This window comes from Actinomadura oligospora ATCC 43269 (assembly GCF_000518265.1).
In the GTDB taxonomy this organism is placed as follows: Bacteria; Actinomycetota; Actinomycetes; order Streptosporangiales; family Streptosporangiaceae; genus Spirillospora; species Spirillospora oligospora.
This window is the reverse complement of sequence record NZ_JADG01000009.1, coordinates 273,374-286,542: the sequence shown is the minus strand read 5'-3', so window position 1 is coordinate 286,542 and position 13,169 is coordinate 273,374. Positions and strand designations below refer to the sequence as shown.

The following is a 13,169-nucleotide window of genomic DNA, read 5'->3' as shown; positions in this document are numbered from 1 at the left end:
TACACCGCAGACTCTATGAAGGCGGGCGGACGGCATGTCAGGGGAGGAGCTCAACCCTTTTCTCTCCCAGCTATACCCATCTCGTTATGCCACGAACCCGGACTGCCGCACATGCCGTTCATGTCCGCCGAAAAAACCGGGAAAGCGATCGCCTCGACCGGTGAAACATGGGTGTCCGATCACCGACCCACCGCGGAGACGCCCATGACGGATCTGATCGCGTGACCGCCGACCTGGCCTCACGCGCAGGCACCGACCAGGCCGGGGACCCGGCCGAGCGACTCACGGACGCCCAGCTGGCCGCGGCCTTCCGGCGCGACCCCGAGCGGTTCACCGCCGTGTACGACCGGTACTTCCGCGACATCTACCTGTACGCGGCGGGACGCCTCGACGTCCAGGCCGGGGAGGACATCGCCGCCGAGACGTTCTGCGCGGCGTTCGCGTCCCGGGAGAGGTTCGACCCCGAGCGCGGCGCGCTGCGGCCCTGGCTGTTCGGCATCGCGACCAACTTCATCGCCCGGCACCGGCGCCGCGAGGCCCGCCACTACAAGGCGCTCGCCCGCGGCGGGGCCGACCCGGTGGAGGGCAGCCACGAGAACGGCGTGCTCACCGCCGTCGCCGCCCGGCGTATGCGGCCCGAGCTCGCCCGGGCCCTGACGTCCCTCAACCAGGGCGAACGCGACGTCCTGCTGCTGGTCGCGCTGGCCCAGCTCAGCCACGACGAGATCGCCGAGGCGCTCGGCGTCTCCTACGGGACGGTCGGATCCCGGCTCAGCCGTGCCCGCGCCAAGCTCCACAAGACCCTCGCCAAGGAGGACTTCCATGGATGACGACCTGCGCGTCCTCGCCGACACCCTCGCCAAGCCCGAGCCCGACATGGAAGCGGTGGACCGCCGCCGCCACCAGCTCCAGAACGCCATGCGCGGCGGCTCCGGGCCCGCCCGAGCCCGACGCCGCGTCCACTGGGCCCTCGGCGGCACCGGCCTCACCGCCGGAGTGGCTGCCGCCGCCGTCACGGTCGCCCTCGCGACCGGCTCGCTCGGCTCGTCCGGCGGACGGCCGAACCCGTCCGCCCACGGAGGAGGGGCGTCCCAGGCGGCGACCCCGATGAGCGCCCGCCAGGTGTTCCTCGCCGCCGCCGACAGCGCGTCCCAGGCCCCCGAGCGCGTCGGCAAGTACTGGCACCTCACCATGATCTCCCGCGACGCGAAGGGCGCCGTGCTCAGGAACGACTCCTACGACCAGTGGTTCCGGCACGACGGACGCCACTACACCAGCGGCCTGAAGACCGACTGGAAGCCGTGGTTCGGGGTCAAGCAGGAGCCCGGCTTCCGCATCGGCGGGCCCGTGCTGACGTTCGGGCAGCTCCGCGCGCTGCCGTCCGACCCCAAGGCGCTGGTCGCCCGGCTGGCCCGGTACGTCGGGGACGCGCACATCCGGACGAGCGCTGGCGAGCTGGACGCCCGGGGCCGGCGTGTCGAGGTGCTCAACGACCTGTTCGTGCTGTCGACCCAGAGCCCCGTCACCCAGAAGGTCCGCGCGGCGGCCTTCCGCGCCCTGGCGGACGCCCCCGAGGTGAAGAGCCGCGGCCGGACCGCGGGCGGGGTGCGGCTGAACATGCCGCTGCTCTTCGACCCCAAGGGGATGGACGTGGTGCTCGACCCGGCCACCGGCAGGCTGCGCGGCTCCGGCACCTACGTCGACTGGCAGGGCGTCGAGGTCTTCATGGCGCCCGGGCAGACGGTCTCGATCATCGCCGAGTGGACCGACACGCTGCCCGAGAAGAGCGGGCCGAAGTGATCTCGGGGACGCCCCGGACACCGTCGTCCGGGGCGTCTCGGTACACTCCTGGTCGGCCGACTCCTGGGCGGCCGACCTGGGGAAACGAGAGCTGAGGCAACGATCCGCATGGAACTGATCCACTCGGGCAAGGTCCGCGACGTCTACGCCGACGGGGACGACCTGGTCCTGGTCGCCACCGACCGGGTGAGCGTGTACGACGTGGTGCTGCCGACCGAGGTCCCCGACAAGGGGAAGATCCTCACCCAGCTCTCGCTGTGGTGGTTCGAGCGGCTCGCGGACGTCGTGCCGAACCACGTGATCTCCGCCACCGACGTGCCCGCCGAGTTCGCCGGACGGGCCCTGCGCGTCCAGCGGCTGACCATGCTGCCCGTCGAGTGGATCGCGCGCGGCTACCTCACCGGCCTCGGCCTGAAGCAGTACCAGAAGGACGGCGCGGTCTCCGGCGTGAAACTGCCGGAGGGCCTGGTCGAGTCGGACCGGCTGCCCGAGCCGATCTTCACCCCGACGACCAAGGCCACCGAGGGCCACGACGAGTTCATCACCTACGACGAGATGGTCGCCGAGATCGGCGCGGACACCGCCGCCGAGCTCCGCGAGACCACCCTGGAGGTGTACCGGCGCGGCGCGGCGCTAGCCCTCGACCGGGGGATCATCATCGCCGACACCAAGTTGGAGTTCGGCCGCGCCGCCGACGGGACGCTCGTCCTCGGCGACGAGGTCCTGACGCCCGACTCGTCCCGGTTCTGGCCTGCGGACACGTACCAGCCGGGCCGCACCCAGGACTCCCTGGACAAGCAGTTCGTCCGCGACTGGTCGTCCACGCTGGACTGGGACCGCACGCCGCCCGGCCCGGAGATCCCCGCCGAGGTCGTCGACGCCACCCGCGCCCGCTACGTCGAGGTGTACGAGCGCCTCACCGGCGACCGCTGGAACGGCTGACCACACCGCCCGAGATGACCGTTCCCCGGATCGGGGGGACGGTCATCTCGCGTTCTCGGGGCTCGCGTTCTCAGGGCTCAGGACGCCGTTCAGCGGCACCTCGGGAAGCCGACCGTCCAGGGACTCGTCCACCGGGCCGTCGTCCACCAGGTCGTCGTCCGGCGGAAGGTCGCCCGCCGAGGCGCGGACGGCCCGGAGCGCCCCGGTGATCGCCGACGCCTGCGCCGGGGAGAGGCCCGGCAGCCCGAAGTCGGCCTCGTGCAGGGCGGCGGTGGCGGCCTCGGCCAGCGCGCGCCCGTCGGCGGTGATCGTCGCGAGCACGACCCGGCGGTCGGCGGGGGAGGGGCCGCGGCCGACCAGGCCGCGCCGCTCGAGCCGTCCGATCACGTTGGTGACGGACGCGGCGTGGACCATGAGCCGCTCGCCCATCTTGCCCATGGGGAGGGTGCCGGTGCGGGTGAAGGCGAGCAGCCGCAGCGCCTCGTAGGCGGCGAAGGTCAGCCCGAACGGCTTCAGCACCGCTTCGATCCGGCTCAGCAGCAGCTGCTGGGCGCGCATCACCGAGGTCACGGCCGCCATCTGGTCGGCGTGGCCGGGCCACCGGGCGCTCCACTGGCGGTGCGCCTCGGCGATCGGGTCGAGGGAGTGGGGGTTCTGGCCGGTCACGGGCATACCGTACGGCACCTGCCGCCCTTGACTGATGTGCTCACGGTTATTACTTTAACTTCTAAATATTGGATGTCCAAGGAGTTGTGATGTCGGGATCGCTGCACGTGCCGGTGCACCCGGTGCGGTTCGTCACGGCGGCCGCCCTGTTCGACGGGCACGACGCGGCCATCAACATCATGCGGCGCATCCTGCAGGCGCAGGGCGCCGAGGTCGTGCACCTCGGGCACGACCGGTCGGTCCGCGAGGTCGTCGACGCCGTGCTGGAGGAGGACGCCCAGGGCGTGGCGATCAGCTCCTATCAGGGCGGCCACGTCGAGTACTTCGAGTACCTGGCGCGCAGCCTCAAGGAGGCCGGGGCCGAGAACGTCCGGGTCTTCGGCGGCGGCGGGGGAGTGATCGTCCCCGGCGAGATCGACCGGCTCGCCGACGCCGGGGTGCGGATCTTCTCCCCCGAGGACGGCCAGCGCCTCGGCCTGCCCGGCATGATCAACGAGCTGGTCCGGGACGCCGACGTCGACCTCGCCGAGGAGCCGTCCCGGGTGGAGGAGGTGCTGTCCGGCGACCGCCGCGCCCTCGCCCGCGCCCTCACCTGCCTCCAGGCCGGACGCTACGACGGCCTCGACGCGCTCCGCGAGGCCGCGGCCTCCCGGCACGTCCCGGTCCTCGGCATCACCGGCACCGGCGGATCCGGCAAGTCCTCGCTCACCGACGAGCTCGTCCGGCGCCTGCGCGCCGACCAGCAGGACAAGCTGCGCGTCGCGGTGATCGCCGTCGACCCGACCCGGCGGCGCGGCGGCGGCGCCCTGCTCGGCGACCGCATCCGGATGAACTCCCTGGACGGCGACCGCGTGTTCTTCCGGTCGCTGGCCACCCGCGGCGCCCGCGAGCTGCCCGAGAACGCCGCCGACATGATCACCGCGGTGAAGGCCGCCGGGTACGACCTGATCATCCTCGAGACGCCCGGCATCGGGCAGGGCGACGCCGCGGTCGTCCCGCTGGTGGACGTCTCGCTGTACGTGATGACGCCCGAGTTCGGCGCCGCGTCCCAGCTCGAGAAGATCGACATGCTGGACTTCGCGGACGTCGTGGCGATCAACAAGTTCGAGCGGCGCGGCGCGGCCGACGCCCTGCGCGACGTGTCCCGGCAGCTCGTCCGCAACCGCGAGGCGTTCGGGTCCCGGCCCGAGGACATGCCGGTGTTCGGCACCAGCGCCGCCACCTTCAACGACGACGGCGTCACCGCCCTCTACCAGCACCTCTCCGGACGGCTCGCCGAGCACGGCCTGCACCTGGAGGAGGGCGCGCTGCCCACGGTGACCACCAAGGTCTCCACCGGCGCCGCGCAGATCATCCCATCGAGCCGCGTCCGCTACCTGTCGGACATCTCCGACACCGTCCGCGGCTACCACGCCGAGACCGAGAAGCAGGTCGCGGCCGTCCGGCGCGCGCAGCGGTTCGAACTCGTCCGGGACGAGCTGACGGGCACCGCCGAGATCGACGAGAAGCTGGCCGAGGCGCGCGGCGCCGTCGCGCCCGAGGCCGCCGAGCTGGTCGCGCAGTGGCCCGCGACGGTCGAGGCGTACTCCGGCGACGAGCAGGTCGTCCGCGTCCGGGACAAGGAGATCCACACGCGGCTGACCCGCGAGTCGCTGTCGGGGAACCGCATCCCGCGCGTCGCGCTGCCCCGCTACGAGGACCACGGCGAGCTGCTGCGCTTCCTGCGCCGCGAGAACCTGCCCGGCCGGTTCCCCTTCACCGGCGGGGTGTTCCCGTTCAAGCGCGACAACGAGGACCCGGCCCGCATGTTCGCGGGCGAGGGCGACCCGTTCCGCACCAACCGCCGGTTCAAGCTGCTCAGCGAGGGCCAGCCCGCGACCCGGCTGTCCACCGCGTTCGACTCGGTCACGCTCTACGGACGCGACCCCGACGAGCGTCCCGACGTGTACGGCAAGGTCGGCACGTCCGGCGTGTCCATCGCGACGCTGGACGACATGAAGGCGCTCTACGACGGCTTCGACCTGTCCTCGCCGACCACCTCGGTGTCGATGACGATCAACGGCCCGGCCCCGACGATCCTGGCGTTCTTCCTGAACACCGCGATCGACCAGGGCGTGGACGCCTTCCGCGCCGAGCACGGCCGCGAGCCGTCGCGGGACGAGGCCGCCGCGATCCGCGCCCAGGTCCTGTCGACCGTCCGCGGGACCGTCCAGGCCGACATCCTCAAGGAGGACCAGGGCCAGAACACCTGCATCTTCTCCACCGAGTTCAGCCTGCGGATGATGGGCGACATCCAGGAGTGGTTCATCGACCACGGCGTCCGCAACTTCTACTCGGTGTCGATCTCCGGCTACCACATCGCCGAGGCCGGGGCGAACCCCATCAGCCAGGTGGCGTTCACGCTCGCGAACGGGTTCACCTACGTCGAGTCCTACCTCGCGCGCGGCATGGACATCGACGACTTCGCGCCGAACCTGTCGTTCTTCTTCTCCAACGGCATGGACCCCGAGTACAACGTCATCGGACGCGTCGCCCGCCGCATCTGGGCCGTCGCGATGCGCGAGCGCTACGGGGCCAACGAGCGCAGCCAGAAGCTGAAGTACCACGTCCAGACGTCCGGGCGGTCCCTGCACGCGCAGGAGATGAACTTCAACGACATCCGGACGACCCTGCAGGCGCTCATCGCGATCTACGACAACTGCAACAGCCTGCACACCAACGCCTACGACGAGGCCGTCACCACCCCGACCGCCGAGTCGGTCCGCCGGGCCCTGGCGATCCAGCTGATCATCAACAAGGAGTGGGGCCTGGCGATGAACGAGAACCCCCTCCAGGGGTCGTTCGTCATCGACGAGCTGACCGACCTGGTGGAGGAGGCCGTCCTCGCCGAGTTCGACCGGATCAGCGAGCGCGGCGGCGTCCTCGGCGCGATGGAGACCGGCTACCAGCGCGGCCGCATCCAGGACGAGTCGATGCTGTACGAGCAGCGCAAGCACGACGGGTCGCTGCCGATCGTCGGCGTCAACACCTTCCGCAACCCCTACGGGGAGCAGGAGGGCGGCAAGTCCCTCGAGCTGGCCCGCGCGACCGAGGACGAGAAGCGCTCGCAGCTCGACCGCGTCCGCGGCTTCCAGGGCGACCACCGGGGCGACTCGGAGGCGGCGCTGACCGCGCTGAAGGACGCCGCCCGGTCCGGCGAGAACGTCTTCGCGGTCCTGATGGACGCGGCGCGCGTGTGCAGCCTCCAGCAGATCACCGACGCGTTCTTCGAGGTCGGCGGCCAGTACCGCCGCAACGTCTGAGGCGAGGGGCGCGATGAGGGTCGTGTCGCTGGTGCCGTCGCTGACCGAGTCGGTCGCGGCGACGGCGCCGGGCGTCCTGGTCGGGGCGACCGACTGGTGCAGCCACCCGGCGGACCTCGAGGTCACGCGGGTGCGCGGCACCAAGAACCCCGACCTGGAGGCCGTCCGCGCCCTGGAGCCGGACGTGGTGCTCGCCAACGCCGAGGAGAACCGCGCGCCCGACCTGGAGCTGCTCCGCGCGGCCGGGCTGCGCGTCTGGGTGACCGACATCCGCACCGTGGACGACGCGTTCACCCAGCTCCGCGCCATGCTCGCCGAGGGCTGCGGGCTGCCCGTCCCGGCCTGGCTGGACGAGGCGGAGGCCGCCTGGGCCTCCGTCGAACCGGCGTCGCCGCGGATCCGCGCCGTCATCCCGATCTGGCGGCGCCCGTGGATGGTCGTCGGCCGTGACACCTTCACCGGCGACGTCCTGCGCCGCCTCGGCGTGGAGAACATCCACGCCGACCACCCCGACCGGTACCCCAAGATCCCGGTCGAGGAGCTGAACGCGGCGCGCCCGGACCTGGTCGTCCTGCCGGACGAGCCGTACGCGTTCACCGCCGAGGACGGCCCGGAGGCGTTCCCCGGCGTCCCGTGCGCGCTCGTCGGCGGACGCCACCTCACCTGGTACGGACCGTCCCTCGCCGAGGCCCCGGCGGTCCTGCGCCGCGCGCTGGACGACCGGCTCGAAAACCGAATGGCCTAGACGATCCCGGTTTGCCACGATGGCCCGATGAAGACCGACCTGGAGGCCCTCGTCGTCCGCCACACCCGGCGCGTCCCGCTGCCGGACGGCCCCGCCGGAAACGGGGCGGCGGAAGCAGGAGCGGCGGAAGCAGGGGCGGTCATGGCGCGCCGGTTCGACGCCGCGCTGATGGACACCGGGTACAAGCTGTCCGGCGACCTGCTCGCCGCGCTCTCCCGCCTGGACGACCAGGCCGTCGTGACCCTCGCCGTGCGGACGCTCGCGACCGTCCGGGAGATGGTCGGCGACCACGTCCGGCACAACGCCTACTTCATCGACTTCCCGCGCAACGTCCCGGACACCTTCGAGTTCTGGATGGACTGCGTCCGTGCGACGTTCTCCGAGCCCGCCGACCAGGAGAAGGCCGCGATCAGGCTCAGCGAGGGCACCCTCGACCTGCTCACCCTCGCCACCTACGGGAGCTACCAGCACACCTACGAGCAGATGCTGGCCCGGCACGACGAGCTGATCGCGTCCGCGCGTGACCGGGTGACCGTCCTGCACCTCGGCGGCGACCTGAAGACCGAGGTCACCGGCCTGTACCTCGCGCTCGCCGGGAGCGTCACCCCGCTGAACGAGGACGACGCCCGTGACCTCGCCCTCCTCGCCGGGCACTGCGTGGACGGCCCGCAGCCCGGGGAGATCCCGGTGCGGGAGATCCGCGCCCTGGTGAACCGCGCGCGCGTGGACGCGGGCGGCGAGCCGCTCCTCGACACCGTCACCGACGTGCTGCGCCTCGCCTGCGCGCTCGGGGACGGCGACGTCACCCTCCAGGAGCCGACCCGCTTCCCGCCGTTCCCGCGCCGGATCCGCCGCGTCCTGCTCGGCGGACTCGACCGGGTCGTCGCGCAGAACCCGGCCAAGCTCGCCGACACCGGCGTCCACGCCGAGCGCTGGAAGCGCCTCGGCGAGCGGCTGCACCCGCACGAGTACCCGCGCTGGCCGCACGCCGCCGACGTGTTCGCCGTCGCGCGCGGCGACAAGCCCGCGCCGACCCCGGACGCGCGCATCGAGGCGCTGTTCGGGGCGGGCGACGTCAGCGGCGCGGTCGAACTGCTCGCGACCATGCCCGGACGCTTGTTCCGCGGCCTGGACCGGCTGCTGCGCCTGCCCCTGGTCCCGTTCGAGCAGGAAGCCGTCCTGGCCGCCGCCGAGCGCACCACGAAGGACGTGTCCGGGCGCGTGCTGCTGGGCGTCCGCGAGCACCTGGCCAACCGCGCCAAGCCCGCGACCCCGGACGCCCCGGACGCCCCGGACGTTCCGAGCGACGGGAAGGCGAAGCGAAAGCGGAAGAAGGCCGGGAAGACCCGGCGCCACCGCGTGTTCGTGAACCGCCGAGGCCGCGCCTGGACGACCCCCGAGACCCGGACGCCGATCCCCGAGCCGGTCCGCGAGCGCCTCATCGCCCTCCTCGACGCGGAGATCGCGCGCCGCCTGCCCGCCGGGGGCCGCCTGCTCGTCGACCCGGACATGCTCGACGTGGCGCTCCCGCTCAGCGGCCGGGCCGCCGCCGCGGGCCTCGGCGTCCTGCCGCGCGGCTCGCGCTCGCGCGTCGAGGGCGAGGTGCTGCGCTTCTTCGTCTACTGGCGGCAGCGCGGGGTGATGACCGACTACGACCTCTCCGCGCTCATGCTGTCCCGCGGCTTCGACTCCCCGACCTGGATCTCGTTCACCAACCTCAAGGACGGCGCGGGCGTGCACTCCGGCGACGTCACCAACGCCCCGGAGGGCGCGAGCGAGTTCATCGACATCCGGCTCGGATGGTTCACGCGTACCTACGTGCTGCCGCAGGTGCACATCTACGGGGGTGAGGGGTTCGACCAGGTCGAGGAGTCGTTCTTCGGGTACATGACCCGCGACCCCGAGCAGGAGGGCCGTCCGTACGAGCCGCGCACCGTCCGCATGAAGTCCGACCTGCGCGGCCCCGGCCGGGTGGCGCTGCCGCTGGTCTTCGAGCGGAGCGAGGACGGCGCCTGGACGGCCCGCTGGCTGCACCTCTACCTGGCGGGCAGCCCGAACTACAACCAGACCGAGAGCAACCACGTGACCGTCTCGGCCCTGCTGCGGGCCTTCGTGGACCGCGAGTACCTCACGGTCGGGCACCTGGTGGACCTGATGGCGGCCCGCGGCGTCGAGGTCGTCCGCTGGGGCGCCTCGTCCGCGCCCGCAGGGGACCGGGCGCCCGCCGGGGACGTCACCTACCTGGGCCTCGAACGTCCCGACGGCCTGCCGGAGGGGACGCGGGTGATCACGCCGGAAAACCTGCGTGACCTCATCCCCGCCTGAGTGTTAGCGTGATCGCGGTGAGGCCATGAGGGGGCTTCCTTCTCACTTCTTATGCCCTAGTCCTCTCGCTCTCCTCACCACCTGCCTTCAGGAACCGGGCGCGTCCCTTGCCGGACGCGCCCGGTTCGTTTTCCGCCGTCCCCGCGGGTCAGACCTTCATGTCCTTGGCGATGATGGTCTTGAGGACCTCGCTGGTGCCGCCGTAGATGCGCGCGACGCGCGCGTCCGCGTACAGGCGGGCGATCGGGTACTCCAGGATGTAGCCGTAGCCGCCGTGCAGCTGCAGGCACTTGTCCACCACGCGGGCCTGCGCCTCGGTGCAGAACAGCTTGGCGACGGCCGCGTCGGCGGGCGTGAGCTCCCCGGCGTCCAGGGCCTCGATGCAGCGGTCGACCAGCGAGCGGGCAGCCTCCACGTCGGTCTGGCACTCGGCCAGCACGAACTTGGTGTTCTGGAAGGACGACACGGTCTTGCCGAACACCTGGCGCTGCTGGACGTAGTCCTTGGCGAAGTCCACGGCGGCGGCGGCCGAGGCGTAGGAGGTGAGCGCGATCCCGAGGCGCTCCTCGGCCAGGTTGTGGGTCAGGTACTCAAAACCCCGGCCCTCCTCGCCGAGCAGGTCCTCCACCGGGACGCGGACGTCCACGAAGGACAGCTCGGCGGTGTCGGACGAGCGCAGCCCGATCTTCTCCAGCTTGCGGCCGACCGAGTAGCCCTCGCTCTTGGTGTCCACGACCAGGATGGACAGGCCCGAGCGGCGGTTCTCCGCGCTGGCGGGAGAGGTGCGCGCGACGACCAGCATCCGGTCGGCCAGGACGCCGCCGGTGATGAAGGTCTTGGCGCCGTTCAGGACGTAGTGGTCGCCGTCCCGCTTCGCCGTGGTGGCGATGCCCGCGAGGTCCGAGCCGGTGCCGGGCTCGGTCATCGCGATCGCGAACATCGCGTCGCCGGCGACGAACGCGGGCAGCCAGCGCTTCCTCTGCTCCTCGTTCGCGTACTTCATCAGGTACGGCAGGCAGAGGTTGACGTGGACGCTGTAGCCGCCGAAGCCCACCCCGGCGCGTGCGCACTCCTCGGCGATGACCGCCTGGTACTTGAAGCTGGTCTCGCCCGCGCCGCCGAACTCCTCGGGGACCTGGATGCCGAACACGCCCAGCTCGCCGAGCTGGTTGTAGAAGTCGCGCGGCGGGTGCCCGGCGTTCTCCCAGTCCTCGTAGCGCGGCGCGACCTCGGCGTCGATGAAGGCCCGGATGGTCTCGCGGAACGCCTCGTGGTCCTCGTTGTACAGCGTACGGCGCACGGCCGGCCCCTCTCTCGGCGGAGTTTCCCGGCGTGATCCCGGATCACCCGGGCCACGCCGAACAGGATTATGGAACAGGATTCTAGTTAGGTCCGCACCCGGTCCGGCCACCCGGGCCCGCCCCCGGCCGCAGGCCGGAAATTTACTGGACGAAAGCCGTAAACAGCCTTCCCACCTGCGCGGACTCCGATGCGCGCCCACCGCAGCGGGCACTATCGGTACATGATCGCTGTCGCTGGGCGGAAGATCACCTGGACCGGGGTGATGCCGTGGCTCGGACTCGTGGCCCTGATCGCGACCTGGGGCCGGGTGCTGTCGACGCCCGTCGCGGCGGTGGTGGGCCTGCTGCTGGCCGGGGCGGTGCTCGCCGCCGTGCACCACGCGGAGGTGGTCGCGCACCGGGTGGGCGAGCCGTTCGGCTCCCTGGTGCTCGCCGTCGCGGTGACCGTGATCGAGGTCGCGCTGATCGTCAGCATGATGGCCTCCGGCGGCGGGGGCAAGGCCGCCACCCTGGCCCGGGACACCGTGTTCGCCGCCGTGATGATCACCATGACCGGGATCGTCGGGATCTCGCTCCTGGTCGGCGTCCTGCGCAGGCACACGGTGATGTTCAACGCCGAGGGCGCCGGCGGGGCGCTCGCCAGCGTCGCGACCCTGGCCACCCTCAGCCTGGTGCTGCCGACGTTCACCACCAGCCGCCCCCGCCACGAGTTCAGCCCGGCCCAGCTGGCCTTCGCCGCGGTCGCCTCGGTGGCGCTGTACGGCCTGTTCGTGCTCACCCAGACCGTCCGGCACCGGGACTACTTCCTGCCGGTGGACCGCGGCAGCGGCGACGTCATCGACGAGCAGGCGCACGCCGAGCGGCCGTCCGGGCGGGCCACGAGGGTGAGCCTGGGACTCCTGATGGTCGCCCTGGTCGGCGTGGTCGGGCTGGCGAAGGTCGAGTCCCCGACGATCGAGTCGGGGGTGGCCTCGGCGGGCTTCCCGCAGGCCGTGGTCGGGGTGGTGATCGCCCTGCTGGTGCTGCTGCCGGAGACCATCGCGGCCGTCCGCGCGGCCTCCCGGGACCGGCTCCAGATCAGCCTGAACCTCGCGCTCGGCTCGGCGCTGGCGAGCATCGGGCTCACCATCCCGGCGATCGCGATCGCGTCGGTCTGGCTGCCCGGGCCGCTGATCCTCGGCCTGGAGCCGGTGCACCTGGTCCTGCTGGCGATCGCGGTCGTGGTGTCCGTGCTGACCGTCGTCCCAGGACGCGCGACGCTGCTCCAGGCCGGGTTGCACCTGGCGGTCTTCGCGAGCTTCCTCTTCCTTGCCGTCAGCCCCTGAGGGCCCGGCGGGGCCACCGGAGCGGACGGGGGAGAGGCGGGCGGAGCCGGACGACCCGGGCGCGGCGGAAGTTCGAACCGACGGGGTTTCGGTCCCTGTCCTCATGCGGTCAGGGCTGAGCCTTGCGTCCAGGTCGGCGGCCGGATACCGGCGCCCGCCCCGACCCTGGTGAGGCCCCGGAGGGCACCGGGCGCCCCGAAGTCGATCAAAGCGCGCACCACGGTGAGGGCATGGGGAAGCCCGGGAGAACCTTCGGGAAAGTAAAAGCGACGCCGGGTGGATACGGGGGCAATCCACCCGGCGTCGCATCATCGGTGTTCCGACGGGGGCCCGGAACACCGGCAAGGGCGCCCCGACGGGGGACCAGAGCGCCGGTACAAATCGTACACCGAAACCCCCCGGCCCGAGTCAAGAGAATGTCACGACCGGATTTCTGGTCGCTGTCCGGAAACTTCGTTCCGGTCGGGACGCTCAGGGGTGTCGAACCGTGCCCGGGACACCGGCTCGCGCCCGCCGTTCGCGACCACGACGCTGATGTACGGCAGGAAGAGCGCGCCGACCACGAACAGGCCGACGACCCACAGGGGCGCGCCCGCGATGCCGCTGAAGACCGCGCCCAGGAAGCAGCCCGTGCGGATGCCCATCGACAGCAGGTACCGCTTCTGGCGGCGGCTGATGTCCTCCGACAGCGGACGGGGCGCGTTGGTGACCGTGTAGACGACCTGCGGTCCGCGCTGGTGCTTGACCTTCACGATTTAACGGT

At 71.8% G+C, this 13,169-nt stretch carries 10 protein-coding genes; 7 read left to right on the top strand and 3 right to left on the bottom strand.

Annotated features, from left to right (window positions below):
- The first annotated feature begins 221 nt into the window (after positions 1-221).
- The 3 genes from P696_RS0115275 (at position 222) to P696_RS0115265 (ending at position 2,742) form a co-directional block, all read left to right on the top strand.
- Positions 222-830: an RNA polymerase sigma factor gene (locus P696_RS0115275; protein ID WP_245627671.1), complete on the top strand. Its 609-nt coding sequence runs from the start codon at positions 222-224 to the stop codon at positions 828-830.
- Positions 823-1,800 (top strand): CU044_5270 family protein, encoded by a 978-nt coding sequence (locus P696_RS0115270; protein ID WP_026413027.1) that lies wholly within the window; start codon positions 823-825, stop codon positions 1,798-1,800. Before P696_RS0115275 ends, P696_RS0115270 begins: the two co-directional genes overlap by 8 nt.
- A 108-nt stretch (positions 1,801-1,908) precedes the next feature.
- Positions 1,909-2,742: a phosphoribosylaminoimidazolesuccinocarboxamide synthase gene (locus P696_RS0115265; RefSeq protein ID WP_026413026.1), complete on the top strand. Its 834-nt coding sequence runs from the start codon at positions 1,909-1,911 to the stop codon at positions 2,740-2,742.
- Between the two features lie 42 nt (positions 2,743-2,784).
- On the opposite strand, the gene P696_RS59305 is transcribed toward P696_RS0115265, so the two are convergent.
- Positions 2,785-3,408, bottom strand: coding sequence for a MarR family winged helix-turn-helix transcriptional regulator (locus P696_RS59305; protein WP_425394151.1), 624 nt, complete (start codon positions 3,406-3,408; stop codon positions 2,785-2,787).
- An 89-nt stretch (positions 3,409-3,497) separates the two neighbouring features.
- Here P696_RS59305 and icmF point away from each other — a divergent pair, with 89 nt between their 5' ends.
- From icmF to P696_RS0115245, 3 genes are read left to right on the top strand one after another with little or no spacing between them, the layout of a single operon-like run.
- Positions 3,498-6,710, top strand: coding sequence for a fused isobutyryl-CoA mutase/GTPase IcmF (gene icmF / locus P696_RS0115255; RefSeq protein ID WP_034485007.1), 3,213 nt, complete (start codon positions 3,498-3,500; stop codon positions 6,708-6,710).
- Between the two features lie 13 nt (positions 6,711-6,723).
- Positions 6,724-7,455 carry a helical backbone metal receptor gene (locus P696_RS0115250; protein WP_026413024.1) on the top strand — a complete coding sequence of 244 codons (732 nt, stop codon included), beginning with the start codon at positions 6,724-6,726 and terminating at the stop codon, positions 7,453-7,455.
- A 27-nt stretch (positions 7,456-7,482) separates the two neighbouring features.
- Positions 7,483-9,780 carry a TerD family protein gene (locus P696_RS0115245; protein WP_026413023.1) on the top strand — a complete coding sequence of 766 codons (2,298 nt, stop codon included), beginning with the start codon at positions 7,483-7,485 and terminating at the stop codon, positions 9,778-9,780.
- A 148-nt stretch (positions 9,781-9,928) separates the two neighbouring features.
- Here the strand turns inward: P696_RS0115245 and P696_RS0115240 are convergent, their stop codons facing one another.
- The gene (locus P696_RS0115240) at positions 9,929-11,080 is read right to left on the bottom strand and encodes an acyl-CoA dehydrogenase family protein (RefSeq protein ID WP_026413022.1); all 1,152 of its coding nucleotides are present in this window, start codon (positions 11,078-11,080) and stop codon (positions 9,929-9,931) included.
- Positions 11,081-11,302: 222 nt separating this feature from the next.
- Here P696_RS0115240 and P696_RS0115235 point away from each other — a divergent pair, with 222 nt between their 5' ends.
- Positions 11,303-12,406, top strand: coding sequence for a calcium:cation antiporter (locus tag P696_RS0115235; protein WP_026413021.1), 1,104 nt, complete (start codon positions 11,303-11,305; stop codon positions 12,404-12,406).
- 419 nt (positions 12,407-12,825) lie between these two features.
- Here P696_RS0115235 and P696_RS0115230 read toward each other — a convergent pair whose 3' ends face one another.
- Positions 12,826-13,158, bottom strand: a complete 333-nt coding sequence (locus tag P696_RS0115230) for a DUF3099 domain-containing protein (RefSeq protein ID WP_026413020.1) — start codon at positions 13,156-13,158, stop codon at positions 12,826-12,828.
- Between the last annotated feature and the right edge of the window lie 11 nt (positions 13,159-13,169).